This is a genomic window from Microbacterium sp. SCN 69-37, assembly GCF_001724435.1.
In the GTDB taxonomy this organism is placed as follows: Bacteria; Actinomycetota; Actinomycetes; order Actinomycetales; family Microbacteriaceae; genus Microbacterium; species Microbacterium laevaniformans.
Map to the genome: position 1 here is coordinate 1 of NZ_MEEL01000022.1, position 21835 is coordinate 21835.

The 21835-nt window shown below is 69.1% G+C and carries 16 protein-coding genes, 1 tRNA gene, 1 other RNA gene and 1 pseudogene; 6 read left to right on the forward strand and 13 right to left on the reverse strand.

Annotated features, from left to right (window positions below; translation table 11 throughout):
- The 7 genes and pseudogenes from ABS64_RS05065 to ABS64_RS05095 all read right to left on the reverse strand — a co-directional run.
- Positions 1-186 (reverse strand): acyl carrier protein (locus tag ABS64_RS05065; RefSeq protein ID WP_292681515.1); only part of this gene is annotated, 186 nt, incomplete at its 3' end.
- A gap of 93 nt (positions 187-279) precedes the next feature.
- Positions 280-1296 carry a beta-ketoacyl-ACP synthase III gene (locus ABS64_RS05070; protein WP_292681518.1) on the reverse strand — a complete coding sequence of 339 codons (1017 nt, stop codon included), beginning with the start codon at positions 1294-1296 and terminating at the stop codon, positions 280-282.
- Positions 1293-2213 (reverse strand): ACP S-malonyltransferase, encoded by a 921-nt coding sequence (locus tag ABS64_RS05075; RefSeq protein ID WP_292681521.1) that lies wholly within the window; start codon positions 2211-2213, stop codon positions 1293-1295. Before ABS64_RS05075 ends, ABS64_RS05070 begins: the two co-directional genes overlap by 4 nt.
- Before the next feature lie 93 nt (positions 2214-2306).
- Positions 2307-3530 (reverse strand): PucR family transcriptional regulator, encoded by a 1224-nt coding sequence (locus tag ABS64_RS05080; RefSeq protein WP_292681524.1) that lies wholly within the window; start codon positions 3528-3530, stop codon positions 2307-2309.
- Between the two features lie 8 nt (positions 3531-3538).
- Positions 3539-6268, reverse strand: a complete 2730-nt coding sequence (gene aceE, locus ABS64_RS05085) for a pyruvate dehydrogenase (acetyl-transferring), homodimeric type (RefSeq protein WP_292681527.1) — start codon at positions 6266-6268, stop codon at positions 3539-3541.
- A 133-nt stretch (positions 6269-6401) separates the two neighbouring features.
- A tRNA-Val gene (locus tag ABS64_RS05090) sits at positions 6402-6474 on the reverse strand.
- 30 nt (positions 6475-6504) lie between these two features.
- Positions 6505-8006: pseudogene (locus ABS64_RS05095) on the reverse strand (amino acid permease).
- A gap of 118 nt (positions 8007-8124) precedes the next feature.
- On the opposite strand from ABS64_RS05095, the gene ABS64_RS05100 reads away from it, so the two are divergent.
- Complete coding sequence (locus tag ABS64_RS05100) at positions 8125-8856, forward strand: C4-type zinc ribbon domain-containing protein (RefSeq protein ID WP_036285062.1); 732 nt, start codon at positions 8125-8127, stop codon at positions 8854-8856.
- Positions 8853-10580, forward strand: a complete 1728-nt coding sequence (locus tag ABS64_RS05105) for a bifunctional 3'-5' exonuclease/DNA polymerase (RefSeq protein ID WP_036285064.1) — start codon at positions 8853-8855, stop codon at positions 10578-10580. Before ABS64_RS05100 ends, ABS64_RS05105 begins: the two co-directional genes overlap by 4 nt.
- A gap of 32 nt (positions 10581-10612) precedes the next feature.
- Here ABS64_RS05105 and ABS64_RS05110 read toward each other — a convergent pair whose 3' ends face one another.
- On the reverse strand, positions 10613-12400 hold the full coding sequence (locus ABS64_RS05110; protein ID WP_292681533.1) for a DUF4012 domain-containing protein: 1788 nt from the start codon (positions 12398-12400) through the stop codon (positions 10613-10615).
- The gene (locus ABS64_RS05115) at positions 12393-13061 is read right to left on the reverse strand and encodes an LPXTG cell wall anchor domain-containing protein (RefSeq protein WP_005049458.1); all 669 of its coding nucleotides are present in this window, start codon (positions 13059-13061) and stop codon (positions 12393-12395) included. Before ABS64_RS05115 ends, ABS64_RS05110 begins: the two co-directional genes overlap by 8 nt.
- 107 nt (positions 13062-13168) lie before the next feature.
- Between ABS64_RS05115 and rnpB the strand changes: the two genes are divergently transcribed.
- Positions 13169-13543, forward strand: an RNA gene (rnpB, locus tag ABS64_RS05120) — RNase P RNA component class A.
- 10 nt (positions 13544-13553) lie between these two features.
- On the opposite strand, the gene ppgK is transcribed toward rnpB, so the two are convergent.
- A complete protein-coding gene (ppgK, locus tag ABS64_RS05125; protein ID WP_292681538.1) occupies positions 13554-14312 on the reverse strand; it encodes a polyphosphate--glucose phosphotransferase in 759 nt (252 codons plus the stop codon).
- A gap of 101 nt (positions 14313-14413) precedes the next feature.
- Between ppgK and ABS64_RS05130 the strand changes: the two genes are divergently transcribed.
- From ABS64_RS05130 to ABS64_RS05140, 3 genes are all read left to right on the forward strand, one after another.
- The gene (locus ABS64_RS05130; RefSeq protein ID WP_036285081.1) at positions 14414-14599 is read left to right on the forward strand and encodes a hypothetical protein; all 186 of its coding nucleotides are present in this window, start codon (positions 14414-14416) and stop codon (positions 14597-14599) included.
- A 105-nt stretch (positions 14600-14704) separates the two neighbouring features.
- Positions 14705-16042 (forward strand): type I glutamate--ammonia ligase, encoded by a 1338-nt coding sequence (glnA, locus tag ABS64_RS05135; RefSeq protein WP_036285083.1) that lies wholly within the window; start codon positions 14705-14707, stop codon positions 16040-16042.
- A gap of 3 nt (positions 16043-16045) precedes the next feature.
- Positions 16046-19045, forward strand: a complete 3000-nt coding sequence (locus tag ABS64_RS05140) for a bifunctional [glutamine synthetase] adenylyltransferase/[glutamine synthetase]-adenylyl-L-tyrosine phosphorylase (RefSeq protein WP_292681544.1) — start codon at positions 16046-16048, stop codon at positions 19043-19045.
- Here ABS64_RS05140 and ABS64_RS05145 read toward each other — a convergent pair.
- From ABS64_RS05145 to ABS64_RS05155, 3 genes are read right to left on the reverse strand one after another with little or no spacing between them, the layout of a single operon-like run.
- The gene (locus tag ABS64_RS05145) at positions 19036-19599 is read right to left on the reverse strand and encodes a hypothetical protein (protein ID WP_155947509.1); all 564 of its coding nucleotides are present in this window, start codon (positions 19597-19599) and stop codon (positions 19036-19038) included. The two genes, ABS64_RS05140 and ABS64_RS05145, sit on opposite strands and share 10 nt — an antisense overlap.
- The gene (locus tag ABS64_RS05150) at positions 19596-19955 is read right to left on the reverse strand and encodes a hypothetical protein (protein ID WP_036285098.1); all 360 of its coding nucleotides are present in this window, start codon (positions 19953-19955) and stop codon (positions 19596-19598) included. Before ABS64_RS05150 ends, ABS64_RS05145 begins: the two co-directional genes overlap by 4 nt.
- Positions 19952-21739, reverse strand: a complete 1788-nt coding sequence (locus ABS64_RS05155) for a TIGR03767 family metallophosphoesterase (RefSeq protein WP_036285101.1) — start codon at positions 21737-21739, stop codon at positions 19952-19954. Before ABS64_RS05155 ends, ABS64_RS05150 begins: the two co-directional genes overlap by 4 nt.
- Positions 21740-21835: the final 96 nt, after the last annotated feature.

Genomic DNA, 21835 nt, shown 5'->3' on the forward strand with positions numbered 1-21835 from the left:
TTCGTCGGGGATCGTGACGCCGAACTTCTCCTCGGCGTTGACGACGATCGTCATCATCGAGATCGAGTCGATGTCGAGGTCGTCGGTGAACGACTTCTCCAGCGCGACCTCGTCCGCCGAGATGCCGGTCTCGTCCGTGATGAGCTCGGCGAGCCCTGCGAGGACCTCGTCGTTGCTGAATGCCATGGGATTCTCCTTGTTTATCGGGGTTTCACCGGCCCTGCGGGGCCGACGTTCAGTCTAGGTGCGACGGCTGTCGCGACCGGGTATCTCGGGCCGTCAGGGAAGGACGACGACCTGCGCGCCGAAGACCAATCCGGCGCCGAATCCGATCTGCAGCGCCAGCCCGCCGGACAGTTCCGGGTGCTCGGAGAGCAGGCGGTGGGTGGCGAGGGGGATGGATGCCGCCGACGTGTTGCCGGTGGTCTCGATGTCGCGGCCGATCACGACCGTGTCGGGGAGCTTCAGCTGCTTGGCGAACTCATCGATGATGCGCATGTTCGCCTGGTGGGGCACGAAGGCAGCGAGGTCGGAGGGCTGCACGCCGGCCTCTTCCAGCGCCTGGCGGGCGACCTTGACCATCTCCCACACGGCCCAGCGGAAGACCGTCGGACCCTCCTGACGCAGCGTCGGCCAGGGTGCCGTGCCGTCGCGGAACTCGGTGAGCGTGTGGTTCATCCCGACCGCATCGGCCTTCGAGCCGTCCGATCCCCAGACGGTGGGACCGATGCCCGGAAAGTCGCTCGGTCCGACGACCACGGCGCCGGCGCCGTCACCGAGCAGGAACGAGATCGAGCGGTCCGTGGGGTCGACGACGTCGCTGAGCTTCTCTGCGCCCACGACGACGGCGTAGTGCGCAGCGCCCGCCCGGATGAGGGCGTCCGCCTGGGCGACGCCGTACGCGAAGCCCGCGCAGGCGGCGTTCAGGTCGTACGCGGCCGCGGGGTTGGCGCCGATGCGATCGGCGACGATCGCCGACACCGAGGGAGTCTGCTTCGGGTTCGAGATCGTCGCGACGATCACGGCGTCCACCAGCGACGGGTCGATACCGGCGCCGGCGATGGCCTCGGCCGCGGCGTCGGCAGCGAGTTCGATCGCCGTCGTTGCGGCATTCGCGCGCACACGCGTGATGATGCCGGTGCGCTGGCGGATCCACTCATCGCTGGAGTCGATGGGGCCCACGAGGTCGTCGTTGGGCACGGCGTTCTCGCCACGGGCAGCGCCGTAGGCGTAGATGCGGGTGTATGCCGGTCCCGTCGACTGGACGAGAGTGGGTCGGGTGGGCGCGTCGGTCACGCGTCGCCTCCTGTCAGCAGGGCGGCCGCAGCCGCGAGGTCATCGGGTGTCTTCACGGCCACGGTCGGAACTCCGCGCAGCGCACGCTTGGCGAGCCCGGTCAGGGTGCCGGCCGGCGCGAGCTCGATGATGCCGGTCACGCCCGCGTCGGCGAACGACTCCATGCAGAGATCCCAGCGCACCGACGAGGAGACCTGTGCGACGAGCAGGTCGAGCGCCTCGCGCCCGTTCTCCACGCGCGCGCCGTCGCGGTTGGTCCAGAGGGCGAGCGTCGGATCGGATGCCGACACCTCCGCCGCCGCCGCGCGGAGCGTGTCGACGGCCGACGCCATGTAAGAGGTGTGGAAAGCGCCGGCGACCTGGAGCGGGATCACACGACTGCCTGCGGCAGGGTGGGCGGAGAGCTCCGCCAGGGCGTCCAGTGCGCCCGCGGCGACGATCTGACCGGCGCCGTTGTGGTTGGCGGCCGTGAGCTCCAGCTCGTCGAGGAGGGCGAGCACGGCGTCGCGGTCGCCGCCGAGGATCGCGCTCATCCCGGTCTGCTCCTGCGCGGCGGCATCGGCCATCGCCCGCCCGCGAAGCCCGACCAGTCGCATGCCGTCATCCTCGCTGAGCACCCCGGCAGCGACGAGGGCGGCCACCTCACCGACCGAGTGCCCGGCGACGCCGGCGGGTGAGGAGCTCGCGGCATCCTGAAGCGCCGCATACGAGAGCAGGCTCGCCGCCACGATCAGCGGCTGGGCGACGGCCGTGTCGCGGATGCGGTCGGCGTCCCACTCCGTGCCCGCGGCGACGAGGTCGACCTGGGCGGCGTCGGCGTAGCGCTCGAGCCGCTCCCGCGTGTCCTCGAGCTCGAGCCAGGGTGTCAGGAACCCCGGGGTCTGCGACCCCTGACCGGGGAAGACGGTGATGATCACGTGCCTATCCTTCCAAGTTCTTCGCCGTCGCGCTGGCGACGACGTCACAACAAACGCGAAATGCTTTGTATCAGATCGACAAGCGCGACCCTGTCAGTCGGCCCGCACAGACCGTCGGGCCGCGCTCCCGCGCCGTCGCGTCGCCTCCGTGCCGATCGATCCGATGATGAGCGCCGTCTGCAGAATGAGGGCCTCACGCGGGCCCGTCGCATCCCATCCGATGACATCGGAGACCCGCTTGAGTCGGTAGCGCACCGTGTTCGGATGGACGAACAGCTCGCGGGCTGTCGCCTCGAGGGAGCGGCCGTTGTCGAGATAGCTCCACAGGGTGGCCACCAGATCGGCCGAGTGCGCCTGCAGAGGTCGGTAGATGCGCTCCACGAGGGTCGCTTTGGCCATCGAGTCGCCGGCCAGTGCGCGCTCGGGCAGCAGATCGTCGGCTTCGACAGGGCGGGGGGCGTGGCGCCAGGCGCCGGCCACGGCGAAGCCCGCCAACGCGGCGCGGGCACTCAGCCCGGCATCCACCAATGCGGGCACGGTCGGCCCGAGCACGAGATGGCCGGGACCGAAGCCCGGCTCCAGGCGCAGGGCGATCTCGGTGAACGGCAGCTCTTCGGCGACGGGCTCACGTCCGGGCAGCACGGCGCGTCCGATCACGAGCACGAGGCGAGATCCCTGCACGCCGATCAGGACATCGACGCCCAGCTTGCGCGCCACACGACGCAGATGATCGACGTCCAGCTGCGGCGGAGAGGTGCCGACGAGGACGGCGACCTCGCCGTGACCATGCCACCCGAGGGCGGCGATGCGGCTGGGAAGCTCCTCGTCCGCTTCGCCGGTGAGGATGGAGTCGACGACCAGAGCTTCCAGGCGCGCATCCCAGAGCCCGCGAGCCTCCGCTGCACGTGCGTACACGTCGGCCGATGCGAAGGCGACCTCGCGCGAGAAGAGCAGGATGCTCTCGCGGAGGTCCTCCGCCTTTCCGGCGACACGCTCTTCCGTGACGGCCACGGTCACGCGGATGAGCTGGAGCGTCTGAGTGAGGCTGACGCTGCGCAGCAGCTCACGCGGAGCGGCGGCGAAGATGTCCGCCGCGATCCAGGGCGTCGAACCCGGGTCCTCGTACCACTGGATGAACGACGCGATGCCCGCCTGCGCCACCAGGCCCACCGCCGAGCGGCGGGCCGGCGGCATGTCGGCGTACCAGGGCAGCGACTCTTCGAGCCGCTTGATGGTCGCCGTGGCCAGGTCTCCGGAGATCCGGCGGAGCCACGCGAGTGTCTCCGCCTTCTCCTGAGGGGTGGGGCGGGCGGGCATCAAATCGATCAGCTTTCGCCGCCGGCGTTCCCGCTCGTTCCGGCCGTCACATCGTGCAGGCGGTACTTCTCGATCGCCTGTGCCGACAGTGCTCGGTCGACGAGCCCTTCGTCGGCCAGCGCCTGCAGGGCGCGGACGACGATGGACGGTCCGTCGATCTTGAAGAACCGACGCGCGGCGGCCCGGGTGTCGGAGAAGCCGAAGCCGTCCGCACCGAGCGTGACGTAGCGGCGGGGAACCCACTCGCGAATCTGGTCCTGGACCGCGTGCATGTAGTCGCTCACGCCCAGGACGGGGCCTGCGGTGTCGCGAAGCTTCTCCGTGAGGTACGCCGTGCGCGGCTCGGCGAGCGGGTTCAGGAAGTTGTGCTCGTCGGCGGCGAGTCCGTCGCGGCGCAGCTCCGTCCAGCTCGTGACCGACCACACATCGGCAGCCACTCCCCAGTCCTCGCGCAGCAGCTGCTGCGCCTCGAGCACCCACGGCACGCCCACGCCGGACGCGAGCAGCTGCACGCGGTGTCCGTCGCCGGAGGCCTCCGAGATGCGGTGGATGCCGCGGACGATCCCCTCGACGTCGACGCTCTCGGGCTCGGCCGGCTGCACCAGCGGCTCGTTGTAGAGGGTGATGTAGTACATGACGTTCGGGTCGGGGTGGTTGCCGCCGTACATCCGATCCAGGCCGGAGCGGACGATGTGGGCGATCTCGTACCCGTACGCGGGGTCGTACGACACCGTTGCCGGGTTCGTCGACGCGAGCAGGTGGGAGTGGCCGTCGGCGTGCTGAAGACCCTCACCGGTCAGCGTCGTGCGGCCGGCGGTGGCACCCATGATGAATCCGCGCGCCATCTGGTCGGCGGCGGCCCACTGGGCGTCGCCGGTGCGCTGGAAGCCGAACATCGAGTAGAAGATGTAGACCGGGATCAACGGCTCGCCGTGCGTGGCATACGAGGTGCCCGTGCCGGTGAACGCCGCCACCGCTCCGGCCTCGTTGATGCCGACGTGCATGATCTGGCCCTGCGGGCTCTCCTTGTAGGCGAGCAGCAGCTCCCGGTCGACCGACGTGTAGTTCTGACCGTTCGGGTTGTAGATCTTGGCGGTCGGGAAGAAGGCGTCCAAACCGAACGTGCGCGCCTCGTCGGGGATGATCGGCACGATGCGGTTGCCGAAGTCCTTCGATCGCAGCAGGTCCTTCAGCAGACGCACGAACGCCATGGTCGTGGCGACCTCCTGCGTTCCGGATCCCTTCTTCGGCAGTGCGTACGCGCTGTCGTCCGGGAGGCTGATCGGAACGTGGTGGGTGCGACGCTCGGGCAGGAACCCGCCGAGCGCGCGCCGCTTCTCGACCATGTACTGGATGGTCTCGTCTTCCATACCGGGGTGGAAGTAGGGAGGGGCGTACGGGTTCTCCTCGAGCTGGGCGTCGGAGACGGGGATGCGCATCGAGTCACGGAAGTGCTTGAGGTCGTCGAGCGTCATCTTCTTCATCTGGTGCGTCGCATTGCGCCCCTCGAAGTGATGACCGAGGCCGTAGCCCTTGATGGTCTTGGCGAGGATGACCGTCGGCTGGCCCTTGTGCTCCGTCGCCGCCTTGTAGGCCGCATAGAGCTTCTGGTAATCGAGTCCGCCACGGCGGAGCTTTCCCCAGATGTCCTCGTCGGACCAGTCGGTGACCATCGCCGCGGTGCGCTCATCACGACCGAAGAAGTGGTCGCGGATGAACTTGCCGTCCTCGGCGCGGTAGGTCTGGAAGTCACCGTCGGGGGTGGTGTTCATGAGGCGAACGAGCGCGCCATCGGTGTCCACCTGCAACAGCTCGTCCCACCCGCGGCCCCAGACGACCTTGATGACGTTCCAGCCCGCGCCGCGGAAGAACGCCTCGAGCTCCTGGATGATCTTGCCGTTTCCGCGCACCGGGCCGTCGAGACGCTGCAGGTTGCAGTTCACGACGAACGTGAGGTTGTCCAGGCCCTCGTTGGCCGCGACCTGGAGCTGTCCGCGGCTCTCGACCTCGTCCATCTCACCGTCGCCGAGGAAGGCCCAGACGCGCGAGCCCGACAGGTCCTTGATGCCGCGGTTGGTCAGGTACTTGTTGGTCATCGCCTGATAGATCGCGTTGATCGGGCCGAGACCCATCGACACGGTCGGGAACTGCCAGTACTCCGGCATGAGGCGAGGGTGCGGGTAGGAGGGGATGCCGTCGGGCGCCTTCGACTTCTCCTGACGGAAGCCGTCGAGCTGATCGGCCGACAGTCGTCCTTCGAGGAACGAACGGGCGTAGATGCCGGGGGAGGCGTGACCCTGGATGAAGATCTGGTCACCGCCGTGGGGATCGTCCAGTCCCCGGAAGAAGTGGTTGAAGCCGACTTCGTACAGCGACGCGGACGACGCGTAGGTCGAGATGTGACCGCCGACGCCGATACCCGGACGCTGTGCGCGGTGCACCGTGAGTGCGGCGTTCCAGCGGATCCACCGGCGATACCGGCGCTCGAGCTCCTCGTCACCGGGGAACTCGGGCTCGTTCTCCGGAGCGATCGTGTTGATGTAGTCGGTCGTGGGCACCTGGGGAACGTTCAGCTGCAACTCGTGCGACTTGTTGAGCAGGCTGAGCATGATTTCGCGGCCACGCCCGGCGCCCTTGCTGTCGACGAGCTGCTGGAGCGATTCCTGCCACTCGTGCGTCTCTTCGGGGTCGCTGTCCTGCGGGCCCTGGGAGTACGGATCCTGATCGTTGACCGTCACGAGACACCTTTCTTCGTCTGGCAGATCATGCCAGGGACGGGGCTTCTGATACGCGTGGCTTTGTGCAGCGTCGACAACGCATCCTGGATCAGCCTAGTCACATCTCGATGGGGTGGATCGCGACCGCGGCGAGTGGGCCCTGCCGGGATCGAACCGACGACATCCACGGTGTAAACGTGGCGCTCTACCAGCTGAGCTAAAGGCCCTGACCTCGACAGTCTACGAGGTCGTGGCGCTCACCCGTCGCGGCCGACCACCTTCGGCTCCGCGGGATTGAGGTACAGATCACCATCCTTGCCGAGCCGCGAGTGGCGACGTGAGTACGCGAAGTAGACGACGAAGCCGATGACCAGCCAGACGAGGAATCGCAGCCACGTCTCCACGGTCAGGTTGAGCATCAGGTACACGCAGATGAGCGCCGCCAGGACCGGCAGCACCGGGCTCCACGGGACGCGGAAGCCGCGCGTGAGGTCGGGCCGGGTGCGGCGGAGCACGACCACTCCGACCGAGACGAGCACGAACGCCGAGAGCGTGCCGATGTTGACCATCTCCTCCAGCACGCCGACGGGGGTCAGCCCGGCCACGAGTGCGACGATGACGGTGACGATGATCGAAATGAGCCAGGGCGTTCGGCGGGTCGGGTGCACCTTCGCGAGGCGCTGGGCAGCAGGCCGTCGCGCGACATCGCGAAGATGATGCGGGTCGCGCCGATGAGCAGCGTGAGCACGACGGTCGTCAGACCGGCCACCGCTCCAGCCGAGATCACCGTCGCCATCCACGTCTGCCCGTGGAAGGCGAAGGCGTTCGCGAGGGCGGCTGCCGGGTCGAGCTCGTCGAAGCGGACCATGCCCGTGACCACCAACGCCACCGCGCAGTACAGCAGTGTGCAGATCGCGAGCGAGGCGATGATGCCGATGGGGAGGTCACGCTGCGGGTTCTTCGTCTCCTCCGCCGTGGTGGCGACCACGTCGAACCCGATGTACGCGAAGAAGACGAGAGCTGCGCCGGCGAAGATGCCACCGACACCGAAGGCCATGGGCGCCGAGCCCGAGATGAACTGCAGCAGCGGCTGCATGAGACCCGTCGCCGCTTCGCGGGGCGCGGCATCCGGGACGAACGGCGCATAGTTCGCGGGGTTGATGAACATGATGCCCGCGACGATCACGAACAGGACGATGAAGAGCTTCACCCCGACCAGCACGAGGTTGACGCGCATCGACTCACGGATGCCGAGCGTCATGAGGGCGCCCAGCACGATGACCAGGACGATCGCCATCACGTCGACGGTGCCGCCGTAGCCGATCGCCGCGGGGAGTGGGATGCCGAGCTGCCCGAGGAGAACGCCGAGGTAGGCGCTCCAGCCCTGAGCCACGACACTCGCACCGAGGAACATCTCCAGGATGAGATCCCAGCCGATGATCCAGGCGAACAGCTCGCCGAGCGACGCGTAGGAGAAGGTGTACGCGGAGCCCGAGACCGGCACCGTGGAGGCGAACTCGGCGTAGCACATCGCCGCCAGGGCGCATGCGATCGCCGCGATGACGAAGCTGACGACGACGGCGGGGCCGGCCACCTCATGGGCGGCGCGACCGGTGAGCGTGAAGATGCCGGCGCCGATCACGACGCCGACGCCGAAGACGGTGAGATCGAGAGCCGACAGCGATTTGCGAAGCCGGAACTCGGGCTCCTCGGTGTCGGCGATGGAGCGCTCGATCGACTTCGTGCGCATCAGGCTCATGATGTCTCCTCTGCGAAAACGAACGACGCCCTCGCAGCGCCGCCGTCGGTGTGGTCATGCTAGTGCGGCGCGAGCGCGCACGGGACGGACTGTCCACGTGTCGCGGTAGGTTGGGACCGTGAAGTCCCGACCCGCAGACCAGCAGCTCCTGCTCGAACTCGCGAGCCTCGACGGTGCGATCCGCGCCGCCGAGCACGCCCGTCGCACTCCCGAGCAGGCGGGCCGCGTTCAGGAGCTGCTCGCTCGCCGTCAGAGCCTGTCGGCGGAACTGACGACACTCTTGGGACGACGTGACGACATCACCGCCGAACTCGCCCGCGTGGAGTCGGACGTCGCCGTGGTCGATGCGCGAGCGGCCCGCGACACCGAACGACTCGCGTCGTCGGCGAACGCGAAGGAGGCCCAGGGACTCGAGCACGAACTGGTCTCGCTCGCCAAGCGCAAGAGCGACCTCGAGGACGCTCAACTCGAACTGATGGAGCGACTCGAGACCGCCCAGAGCGCCGTGTCCGCACAGGAATCGACGATCGCCGCGGTGAACGAGGAAGGCACTCGCCTCAGCGCAGAGGCCAAGGAAGCCGTCGCGGCGGCCACCGCCCGAGGGGAGGCGGCGTCGCGTGACCGCGCGGCGGTCGCCGCGCGCGTGCCCGCCGACCTGCTGGCGATGTACGACCGTCTCGCCGCCCGCGGCGTCGGGGCCGGTCTGCTGCATCGAAAGACCTGCGAGGCGTGCCGCATGGTCCTCTCCGGAACTGACCTGCAGACGATACGACAGGCATCCGACGATGACATCGTGACCTGCCCGGAGTGCGGTGCGATCCTGGTGCGCACCGACGAATCGGGGTTGTGACGATCAGCAGCACGGCTGCGATCGCGCCGCGCTGGCGTCTCGTGGCGCGCGAGGGAGAGGACGTCGTCATCACGACGATCGACGCCGACCTCGACGTCACACACGTGCAACGCCGCCCGCGCGAAGGCTGGTGGGACGCCGATGACGCAGGCACCCGGTGGGTGTGGTCGGAGACGAACCGTTGGTATCCCGGCATCCTGGCGACACCGTCGCTGGTCGCGCGCTGTCACGATCTTCGCCTGGCCCACGCGATCCTCCGCCGCAGCGCGCTCGTCGCCGACGCCAATGCACTCCGGGCGGCGACGCAGTGGGATGTCGCCGGCACGGAAGAGGTGCAGCCGGTGACAGCACCGACCCTGTTCGACGTCGAGGGAACATCACCCACCGGCGTCCCGGATGATCCGGAGGAGGTGCTCGCCGAATTCCGCCGGCAGCAGCTGGCGATACGCGGCTCATCTAACGCCGCACGATTGCGCCTGCTCGTGGCTGCGGAATCCGCCGGCGCACTCTTGGCAGTCGAGATGCACAGCGCCGGACTGCCGTGGGATCGTCGGACGCACGAGCGCATCCTCGAGGAGACGCTCGGTACGCGACCGCCGCCGGGAGAGCAGCCCGAACGCGTGCGTGAGGCCGCGGCGCGAGTCCGTGCCGCGCTCCAAGACCCGACCGCCAACCTCGACTCGCAGCCCAAGCTGCTGCGCAGCCTTCATCGTGTCGGCATCAGCGCAGACTCGACGAGCCGGTGGGAGCTCGCGGAGTACGACCATCCCGCGATCGCGCCGCTGCTCGTCTACAAGAAGCTGACGCGGCTGATGAGCGCGAACGGCTGGGGGTGGCTCGACGAGTGGGCCCCGGACGGTCGGTTCCGTCCCGTGTACGTCCCCGGCGGCGTGGTCACCGGGAGGTGGGCATCGTCCGGGGGAGGAGCGCTGCAGATTCCGCGCCAACTGCGTCCCGCCGTACGCGCGGACCCCGGGTGGACACTCGTCGTCGCGGACGTGGCTCAGCTCGAGCCCCGGGTTCTCGCGGCGATGTCCTCGGACGAAGCACTGGCCGCCGCGGCGCGCGGACAGGACCTGTACGAGGGCATCGTCAACAGCGGTGTCGTCCACACGCGTCAGGAGGCGAAGATCGCCGTGCTGGGGGCGATGTATGGCGCGACGACGGGCGACAGCGGACGGCTGGTGCCTGCCCTGCGGCGCGCCTACCCCCGCGCCATGGGCCTCGTGGATGCCGCGGCGGCGACGGGGGAGCAGGGCGGTGTGGTATCGACCTGGCTCGGACGGACCAGCCCCCGGGCATCGGCGCACTGGCGCGACATCCAGGCCGCCGCAGCTCTGCCGGAGGCAGCCGAGACAGATCGCACCCGAGCACGTCGCGCCGCGCGCGATCGCGGGCGTTTCACCCGCAACTTCGTCGTGCAGGGCACCGCAGCCGAGTGGGCGCTCGCGTGGCTCGCCGACCTCCGTGGTCGGCTGGCGGCGCTCCCGTCGGTCGACGCGAACGATGCGGCGCGGAACTCTGCCGCCGTGTTCGAGAGGCGCCCGCACCTGGCGTTCTTCCTGCACGACGAGATCATCGTCCACACGCCTGTCGTCTACGCCGACGCCGTTGCAGACGCCGTGCGTCAGGCCGCCGACGGCGCGGCGCGGCTGCTGTTCGGCGGGTTCCCGATCGACTTCCCCCTCGATCTTCGTGTCGCGCAGGATGCGGCCAAGAGCTGACACCACCGCGGTGTCCTGCTCGCCCGAAGCGCTCAGCCGCACCCCGTGCGTGCTGCCTCGGCGACACCGACCTCGTTCATCATCGGGGTGTGAACGAGCGTGGGCCGCAGCTGCGCCCCGTTCTTCGCCACGAACGCGAACGTCAGCGTCTTCTGCTCACCGGGACGCAGTGTCACCCGTGCCAGCGAGGCGGCGGCGTCACTCCCGTCCGCGGCGGTCGCAGCGACGTGCGCACCGTCGAGCGTGACACCCGCGATGAACCACTCGCGGGGGACCATCACCGTCACGTCGGTCGTGATGTCTCCGGGAGCGGCAGGGTTGGCGGCGCCGGTCATCGACGCTGCGAAGGTGCGCGCCTCTGCCGGCGCCGCGCTCGTGAGGGTCACGGCCACCGTCACGTCGGCGGCGCCATCTGCCCGACAGTCCCGCACGGACGGCGCGAGATCAACGTGGAGGAACGTGTCCATCTTCCCCGTCGTCGCATCGTTGAAGTAGACGCCCACGGCATCCGGCCCCGCGTCCCGGAATCTCCCCAGCGTTCCCGAGAACGCTCCGTGGGCCACGGCGAGCTGTTCATCGCTGTGTGTGCTGAAGATCGAGATGCGTCCGTCGGCGATCGGCTTCGCGAATGCTCCCACCCAGCGGAAGGGGTCGATGGGGGAAGACGTGATCTGAGCGAAGAGCCGATCGAAAATGTCGCGCTGGACCGCCGTCTGCTCCGCGGGGGTCTTGTCGAGATACGGCGTGACGAGCACGTCACCGACTACATCCGCCGGATCGACGACCGTGCCGTTGGTGAGGGTGATCGGCCCCGTGATCGTGAGCATCGCGGTGAGGACCGCAGGGTCGATGGCGATCACGGCATCCGGAGCTGGACGGCCGATCGACTGCCACCAGGTCGACGCAAGCCGGGCGCTCAGGGCGAAGTCGGCGGTCATGGTCGCATTCATGACGAATCGCCCCGGAGCCTGGCCGTAGAGAGCGACGAGATCGGCGGGCAGCTCGGTGATCGGCGTCTCCCGATGCGGAAAGACACTCGAGTCGACCTGGTCGAGCACTTCGAGCCGATCGCCGTCGGCGCTCAGCAGGATGAACGAGCCCGTGATGCCTCCACCGGTGCGCACTTCGGCAGAGTTCTGCACCATCACCAGAATCGTTCGAGCCCCGTGCGCTCCCAGCATCGCCGGCATGATCTGCGCCACAGAGGCTGCCTCCGCCACCGTCGGCGCGGCCGCGGCGACCGCCGCGCGGATCCGCGCGGTCGCCGTCGCCACGGGCTCGACCAGATCGTCGGTCGACATTCCCGTCAGTGATTCGTCGACACGCGAGAAGACCGCAGCGAACTCGTCCAGCGGCTGCGCGGCCGCCGATACCGCCGACAGGTCGAGCCCGCCCTGCCCGTCGTGCGGCTGCGCCGCCTGGCGCAGCACCGGTTGGGCAGCGGCGGCCATGTCGCGGATGCTCTCCGCGACGATCCGCACCGCGGCGGTGTTGGCGCCGACGACCGGGACGGCCTCGGTGGCTCGCCAGATCGGGTCGGTCGTCAACTCGGCGGCGCGACGCGCGTGCTGTTCGGCGTCGGTCACGACGGCACTGAGCGCACCGGCGTCACCCGCGGCGATCGCTGAGCTCAGCCGCGGCTGCAGCGCCGCGACGTCATCGAGGTCGCCTTTCGCCATCCACCCGCGGATGCCGAGCCATGCGGCCCCGACCACGACGACGCCCACGGAGATCAGGAGGACGACCGCGACGCGCCGCCGGCGGGGACGCCGGCGGGCGTTCTCGCGATGCTCCGGTGAGCCGGTGGTCGCGTCAGTCACGGGCGCGACGGGTGCGGCGCACGTACAGCAGGACGCCTCCACCGACGACCAGGACGACCGCCCCGCCGAGGAGCGGAAGCACCGCGGCGATGTTGCCTCCCGTCGCCGGCAGCGACATGCCGGCCGCTGCGACGGCTCCCGAGGTTCCCACACCGGCCGGGTCTGTCAGGCACGCCGACGTGGACGGCGGGTACGACAGAGCGACGCGCAGCGACGGGTTCACCTCGACCACGGCGGAGATGTCACCGCGAGTCCAGGCGAAGTTGCCCGATGACGCGACCCACTGGCCGTTCTCGAACGCCCATCCGGGCCATCCGTTGCCGACGCCGTTCGCGTCGACGGACGCGCCGGGCCAGAGCACGCGCCCCGATAGCCGCCCGTTCACCAGCTCACCGAGCGGGATGGTCGTGGATTGGTTGCCGTCGCTCAGCACGATAAGGGCCGTGTGACTCGTGACGAGTCCGCCCGGGTCGTTCATGACGATCGAGTAGTTGATCCACGGAACATCGGATTCGCAGGACGGTGCGACCATCGTGCCGACCAACGTCGGCGCCGGCGGTGTGTCGGGCCCGTAGCCGTCGGTATCGGCGGCGGCCGCAGCGGTCGCACCTCCCGACAGCAGCAGGACAGCGAGAACAGCGGACAGTGCGTACTTACGCATGATGATTGCCTCCCCCAGGCGATGCGAGCCCAAACCCCCCAGCCGGGTCTCGTGGCGACACCGTATCACGATCACTCGGCACCGACCAGTAGGATCGAGATCGCGAATGGGTCGGCTGGACGGTCGCGTGGCGGGGTGACCCGCACCGAGGAACGTCCGGGCTCCACAGGGCAGGGCGGTGGGTAACACCCACCCGGAGCAATCCGCGAGACAGTGCCACAGAGAGCAGACCGCCCCGGACTCCGCTCGTCGGAGTTCCGAGGTAAGGGTGAAAGGGTGGTGTAAGAGACCACCGGGATCGTGGTGACACGATCCGCACGGTAAACCTCGCCCGGAGCAAGGCCAGACAGGGGATGCCGACGCGGCTCGCCGAGTCCCCGGGTAGGCCGCTGGAGCGGCACGGCAACGTGTCGCCGAGAGAGATGACCGTCCACGGAGCGTCAGCTCCCGGACAGAACCCGGCGTACAGGCCGGCCCATTCGCCCCCGTCTGTCAGACGGCCAGCGCGGCGGCGCCGATGATGCCGGCGTTGTTGCGATGCGTCGCGGGCACGATCGGTGTCGTGAGCGTCAGCATCGGGAGGAACTCGTCGGCGTGCTTCGAGACGCCGCCACCCACGATGAACAGGTCGGGGCTGAGCAGGAACTCGAGGTAGCTGTAATACCACTGCAGGCGCTTCGCCCACCCCTTCCACGTCAGCGCGTCGCGCTCCATCGCCGAGTACGCGGCCCACGCCTCGGCATCCTTGCCGTGGTTGGCGCGCTGCAGGTGACCGAGCTCCGCGTTCGGGATGAGCACGCCGTTGTAGAGCATCGCGGTGCCGATGCCCGTACCGAGCGTCGTCAAGAGCACCAGCCCGGACACATCGCGCGCGGCGCCGTAACGGGCCTCGGCCACACCGGCGACGTCGGCATCGTTGGCGAAGTGGATCTCGCGCCCCAGCCCGTCCTCGAAGAACTTCTCGGCTTCGAAGCCCACCCACGTCTCCGCGACGTTCGCCGCCGACAGGGTCTTGCCGTTCTTCACGATCGCCGGGAACGCGACGCCCAGCGGAACGTCGGCATCACTGACGCCGAGCGTCTCGAGCACGGTCTTCACCGCGCCCAGCACGTCGTCTGGCTCTGCGCCGGCCGGTGTCGGAACCTTGACGCGGTCGCTGAGCAGGTTTCCCCCCTCCAGATCCACGAGGGCACCCTTGATGCCGGTTCCGCCGATGTCCACACCGACCGCGCGGGTCGCCTTCGTCGTCATGGCGTCCAGCCTATCCAGGTCGTCGGTGCCGCTCGTTAGGATCGAGCCAGAGCCCGCAGATCGGGACCGGTGGGCGTACGCCCCGACAGGAAGGACGCGCCATGACGTCAGGCGAAGACAAGTACTGGTACAACTTCTCCACCGGCGCCGTGGAGCGCGGCTTCGAGTCGCCGGCGATCGACCGCGCCGGCCCGTTCGACACCGCCGAGGAGGCGGCCAACGCTCCGCAGCTGCTCGCCCAGCGCTCTCGCGAATGGGCCGAGGACGACGAGCGCGAGAACGACTGACGCGCGCCCGGCGACACGTCGGACACGAGCCGGGACCGATAGTCTGGGCGTGGGCCCGGCTTCCCTTCGAAGCGGCATCTGAGAAGCGGCATCTGAGAGGACGCGATGGACAAGCAGCGGGACTTCGTACTGCGCACGATCGAAGAGCGGGGCGTGAAGTTCGTCCGCCTCTGGTTCACCGATGTGATCGGCACCCTGAAGTCGGTCGCGATCGCTCCGGCCGAAGTCGAAGGGGCGTTCACCGAGGGACTCGGCTTCGACGGCTCGGCGATCGAAGGACTCACGCGCTCCTACGAGTCGGACCTTCTGGCGCACCCCGACCCGACGACGTTCCAGACTCTTCCGTGGCGCGGGGAGATCGACCCCACGGGTCGCATGTTCTGCGACATCACGACCCCCGACGGGCAGCCGGCGGTCGCCGATCCCCGTCACGTGCTCAAGCGCACGCTCGCGAAGGCGGCGGATGCCGGGTTCACGTTCTACACGCATCCCGAGATCGAGTTCTACCTGCTCAAGTCGTCGTCGTTCGGCGCCGAGGGTCCCGAGCCGGTCGACTCGGCCGGATACTTCGACAACGTGCCCGGAGGCACGGCGCACGACTTCCGCCGCCGCAGCGTGCGGATGCTCGAAGACCTCGGCATCTCCGTCGAGTACAGCCACCACGAGGGCGGCCCCGGTCAGAACGAGATCGATCTGCGCTACGCGGACGCCCTCGCCACCGCCGACAACATCATGACCTTCCGGACGGTCGTCAAAGAGGTCGCGATCGAGCAGGGCGTCTACGCGACGTTCATGCCGAAGCCCCTCTCCGGCAAGCCCGGCAGCGGCATGCACACCCACATGTCGCTGTTCGAGGGCGACCAGAACGCCTTCTACGAGGAGGGCGCGCAGTACCAGCTCTCCAAGACGGGCCGACAGTTCATCGCCGGTCTGCTGACCCACGCGAACGAGATCGCCGCCGTCACGAACCAGTTCGTGAACTCGTACAAGCGCCTCTGGGGCGGTGACGAAGCCCCGAGCTTCATCTGCTGGGGCCACAACAACCGCTCCGCCCTCGTGCGCGTCCCCATGTACAAGCCGAACAAGGGACAATCCACGCGCGTCGAGTACCGGGCGCTGGACTCTGCGGCCAACCCCTACCTTGCCTTCGCTCTCATGCTGGCCGCCGGCCTCAAGGGCATCGAGGAGGGATACGAGCTTCCTCCCGAGGCCGAGGACAACGTGTGGTCGCTGACGGATTCCGAGCGCCGCGCGCTCGGCTACGCGCAACTGCCCGCGAGCCTGGACCACGCCCTCGAGTACATGGAGGAGTCGGAGCTGGTCGCAGAGACCCTCGGCGAGCAGGTGTTCAACTACGTGCTGCTCAACAAGCGCCGCGAATGGCAGGAGTACCGCGCGCAGGTGACGCCGTTCGAGCTGAAGAGCAACCTGGAGATGCTCTGAGCCGTGTCCTCGAACGAGCGCACGTCGGTTCTCACACAGCTGGCGCGCGACGGGTTCGGTGAGCTCGGCGACGCCGACGCACTGCTGACCGAGCTGGTCGATGCGCTCGCGATGGACCGGCAGGAGATTCTGCGCGGGGCTGCGGAAGCGGGCGACCCCGACGCCGCTCTGTCGGCGCTGGCGCGCATCGCACGACGTGACGCACCGGCCGTCGGAGGCGCCCTGCGTCGCGTCTCCTCGAGCGTCTGGCGGCTGCTCGGCGCCTCGAGCGGCTTCGCGGACTTCTACCTGCGCCATCCCGACGAGCTGGCTCATCTCACGGGTGCGGGTGCGCCGCTGCCGACGGCCGACGAACTTCGCGCAGAGCTCACGAACGCTGTGAGAGCGGATGCCGATGGCTTCGCCGCCACGGGCGATGAGAGCGCGTGGGTGGCGCTGCGCGTGCGCTACCGCCGCATGCTCGCACGCATCGCGACGTATGATCTCGGCGCCGAGGATGGGGTCGACGTCCTGGCGTCGGTGGCCGCAAGCCTTGCGGACGCGGCCGGGGCGGCTCTGGAGGCAGCTCTCTGCGTGGCGCGCACCCGCGTCGCCGGCGGTGCGCCGGGCTCCGGGTTGTTCCCCCGGGAGCAGGTCTCCGCCACACGGCTGGCGATCATCGGGATGGGCAAGACCGGCGCTCGAGAGCTCAACTACGTCAGTGATGTCGACGTGATCTTCGTCGGCGGCGGCTCGGATGAGCTCGTCGAGCAGGTGGGGGAGAGCCGCGTCATCGACATCGCCACGCGACTCGCCGTCCAGACGATGCGTGGCATCTCGGGAATGGAGATCGAGCCCCCGCTGTGGGAGGTGGATGCGAATCTGCGGCCCGAGGGCAAACAGGGCGCCCTCGTCCGCACGCTCGACTCGCACCTGTCGTACTACGACAGGTGGGCCAAGAGCTGGGAGTTCCAAGCCCTTTTGAAGGCCCGTCCACTCGCGGGTGATCGCATGCTCGGCGACGCATACGTCGCCGCCGTCCAGCCGAAGATCTGGACGAGCGCTGCCCGGGAGAACTTCGTCGACAGCGTGCAGCGCATGCGTGAACGCGTCACCGAGCACATCCCTCCCGCCGACGTCGCCTATCAACTCAAGCTCGGACCCGGCGGCATCCGCGACATCGAGTTCACGGTGCAGCTGCTGCAGCTCGTACACGGACTGACCGACGACAGCATTCGTCAGCGTGGCACGCTCGACGCGCTGGAGGCCCTCGCGGGCGCCGGTTACATCGGCCGTGAGGATGCCGCGACCTTCTCCCGCGACTACCGCATGCTGCGCGTACTCGAACATCGCATGCAGCTGAAGGATCTTCGACGAACCCACCTGATGCCGCAGCACCCCGAGGGCCTACGTGTGCTGGCCCGCTCCTCCGGGCTGGCCGAGACCGGGCCCGCCGTGTGGGCGCTGTGGGAAGGGATCAAGCGCGAGGTCCGCGAGATCCACGTGCGTCTGTTCTACCGTCCGCTGCTGTCTGCGGTGGCGGCGCTCAGTTCCGACGAGCATCAGCTGTCGCCGGATCAGGCGCACGACCGGCTGGCGGCGATCGGATTCCACGATCCGGCGGGGGCCCTCCGGCACATCGGCGCTCTCACCGGCGGGCTGAGCCGGAAGGCGACGATCCAGCGTCACCTCATGCCGGTGATGATCCGTTGGTTCGCCGACGGCGTCGACCCCGACTACGGTCTGCTGGCCTTCCGACGCATCAGCGAGCGCCTGGGCGACACACCCTGGTTCCTGCGCATGCTGCGGGACTCCTCCGGGGCGGCCGAGCGTCTCACGCGCGTGCTGTCGGGTTCGCGGTACATCGGCGAGCTGATGGAGTGGATCCCTGAGTCGGTGGCCTGGCTCGACTCAGACGAGCAGTTGCGTCCGCGCGGCGGGCACGCGCTGCAGGAGGAGGCGCGGGCGATCCAGACACGCCACGAGACGGTCGGCGACGCCATGCGAGCGGTGCGCGCGCTGCGTCGGCGCGAACTGCTGCGCCTCGCCTTCGGCGCCATCCTCGGCACCCTCACCATCGACGAGCTGGCACAGGGTCTCACGACGGTCAGCGAGGTGACCATTCAGGCCACTCTCCGTGCCGTCCGGCGCGAGATCGTCGCTCCGCAGGACGCCTCCCTTGATTTCTCCGTCATCGCGATGGGGCGCTTCGGCGGCGCCGAGCTCGGCTTCGGATCGGATGCCGATGTCCTGTACGTCTACGAAGCCAACGGGATCGATCCGCAGCGCGCCCACGATCTGGCGATCAAACTCGTCAGCGGCCTGCGCTCGTACTCCGAAGACCACCGCGTTCCGTTCGATCTCGACGCCGATCTGCGGCCCGAGGGGCGCAACGGGCCGCTGGTGCGTTCGCTCGACTCGTATACCGAGTACTACCGCCGCTGGTCGCTGTCCTGGGAAGCGCAGGCGCTGCTGCGGGCCCGCGGCGTCGCTGGCAGCGTGAAACTCATCAACCGTTTCATGGCCCTCGCCGACGAGGTGCGCTACCCCGCGCGGCCTGCGGTGCAGGATCTGCGGGAGATCAAGCGCATCAAGGCCCGTGTCGAGAACGAGCGCCTCCCACAGGGCGTCGATCGCGCACGTCACCTCAAGCTCGGGCCCGGCGGCCTGAGCGACGTCGAATGGCTCGTGCAGGTGTTGCAACACGAACACGCGCACGATGTCCCGCCCCTCCGGACGACGTCGACCCTCGAGGCCCTCGAAGCGGCACGCGCGGCCCGGCTGGTGCCGGATGCCGCCGCGCAGCGCCTGCACGACGCGTGGCGCCTGGCCAGTCGGCTGAGGTCGGCGAACACGCTGCTGTCGGGGCAGACGAGCGACGTGCTGCCGACCGACCGCGGCAAGCTGGACGGCATCGGGCGGCTCCTGGAGTATCCGGCGCGCTCGGCGACCCTGGTGGAGGAGGAGTGGCTGCGCACGGCGCGACGGGCGCGCCGCGACTTCGAGAAGCTGTTCTACGGCTGAGCCGGCCCCGGCGAGGTCCTCGCACCTGCCCATCGCACCCAGGCGCCGATCAGACCGACGGCGCCGACACCGATCAGCACCCAGGCCAGCGCAGCCCCGGGCGCACCGGGGGAGAGCAGCCCGAGCAGCATCGCGACGGTCATCGCCAGCACGACCGCGACATCCGTCACGATCAGCCAGGCCAGCGTGCGCCACGGATGCCGACGCGCGATCGCTGCTGCCGTGGATGGCGAGCCCACCGCGATGAGCGGGCTCGCGAGCGCGACGACGACCGGGAGCGCGACGGGTGCCACGACGGCGGATGCTCCGACGACGAGCCCCACGATGAAAAGCGTCAGGAGCGTGCCACGGGCCACCGCGCGCAGGGCAAGTGTCCACAGGGCAGCGGCGGCCACGAGCATCACGAGTGCGGATGCGGCGGCGAGGGCGATCGCTCCGGCATCCAGCGGCAGCCGGGGCGCCACGGCGACGAACGCGGCCTGCAAGCCGCCATGCGACGTGACCACGAGTGCAGCCAGGACGCCGCGACGTGCCCGGGAGCGCAACATGCTCATCCGCGAGCCGCCTCGTCGAGCACCTCGGTCAGCGCGCCGGAGAAGATCGTCTCGCCGCCGACGGCGACGACCAGCTGCGCGTCGGATGCGACGCTCGAGGTGACCGTGATCTGCCGACCATCGATGCTGGTCCCGGAACAGGTGACAACCGGTCCGGATTCCGCCAGCGCGCAGACCGGCGCGGTCAGCACGGCGATGTTCTTCTGCTGCAGGACGTCGTTCGCTCCGAAGCGCACCTCGGCGAGTGCGTTGCCGCCGACCGGGGCGAGAGCAGCGACCTGAGAGCACCCGGTCAGGGCGCCGACCACGGATGCCGCGGCGACCACGACCAGGGCGCGTGACGGGCGCGAGGTCACGACAGAGCTCCTTCGTGCGCGAGAATGCGGGCACGAGCGGTCAGATGCTGCGTCTCCAACGCCGCGTCGCTGATGGTGGCGAGATCGAACGGCGCAGGAAGCAGCAGCTCGGTGTTGCGGTCGAGCGGTGAGCCGCGTCGCATGAGCGGCGTCTCGGCCCAGTCGTTGGACGCCAGCTCCCGGCTCCGTGACGCGAGCGCCAGGTAGTCGCCGCCGCTTCCCGGAACCGGATCGGCCGCATGGTCGACGACCGTCGTGAAGAGCGAGAGCGTGCCGTCGCGGTTGTCGACGAGCTCGACGGTCTGCTGCTGCTGCGGGAAGTCGATGCAGGATGCCGTGGTGATCTCCCAGAAGCCGCCACCGGTCGGGGCGGGATGCGCGAGGATCTGGTTCAGGTGCGTGTGCCCGTTCAGCCATGCTACGACGACGGGGAACCGCGTGAGCATCGCCACGAACTCGTCCGCTCCGAGCAGCACCTCGTCCTGACCGGGACGCTGAGCGCGGTTCTCGAGCGTGTCGCTGTTGTGGTGACTGAGCACGATGGCCAGGCGGCGCTCCTTCGTCGCCGCGGCAAGCTCGGCCTCAAGCCAGTCGAACTGATTCTTCGGGACCGCACCGTCGGGGCCGGCGACCTGATTGCACGTGTCGAGCCCGAAGACCCGCACGTTGGCGGACAGGTCCGCTTTCCACCACGTCTCGCCGGTGCTGAGGTTGTGGTCGGTGAACCCGTGCCCCACGGGACCGGGGCGATCGGCGGTGCGGAAATGCTCCTGCATGAACTCCTGCTGGGTGAAGAGTGCACGGTCGCGGTTGGCGGGCACGGCCTTGAAACCCGGACGCAGCCCGAGCTCGAGCCCCCACGCGTCGAGCGTCTGTTGGACGGCGCTGGTGCGCGCGGCGTACCCGCCCAAAGCCATCGCGGCGGTCGCTTCCAGCGTGTAGGACTTGCGACCGCCCACTGCCAGGGCACGCAGTTGGGTGTCCAGATCGAAGGTGCCCAGCAACAAGGTCTCATGATTGCCGTACACGGCGTACCAGGGTGCGGGAAGGCCCACCGAGGCGACCGGGCGGGCGATGGCCTCGTCGAGCAGAGTCGGCAGCGTGGGGAACCCGTAGGCGCCGAACGCACCGCCGGTTGGATCAGCGGGACGGTAGGCCCAGACGGCCTCAGCCCACGCCTGCACGCCCTGGAACGTGTCGCTCGTGCGCGGGTCGACGCTCAGGCCGTCGAGGAGGTCGATGTACCAACGCAGCTCGCGATGAGAGTGCATGTCGGCGCTGTCTCCGGTGACGACGGCGGCATCCATGGGCGCGCCGGTCACCGGGCTGTAGCGCAGGTCCGAGATCGACTTCGTCATCGCCGCGATCACGTGCGGACTGAGCGGATCCTGCGGGTGAAACGCCGAGCCCCACGCCGAATGGTCTTGGACGATCATCGGCTCGATCCGGCCTGGGGACTGTGCGTCGATCACATGCATGTCCGACAGGTGCGCGAGGTAGAGCAGCGATCGACGGGATGCCGCGCGTCCGGCCGTCGCGCCGCGACGGAGCACGTCGAGGCGCGGCAGATGGGGTTCACCCGGACCGGCCACGAGCCCTCGGTAGGACCCCTTCTGCACCGCGCCCTGCAGGATCGTGCGAGCGAGCGTCGACGGAGACTCGGCGATCGCCGCGCGCGGCGGCGCCGTCGCCAGAGCCTGCGCCAACTGGTCGCCCGGCAGCGCACCGGCGGCCGCGAGACCGCCGACGACGGCGAGGAACTGGCGGCGGGAGAGCACGCCCACGGGCACCTCCGGGTTGGTGCGTAACGCTATCGGGTGCGCTCAATCTAGCGGGCGCGACGCGTCGACCACCACACTCTCCCGTCGCTCGGCCGCCGT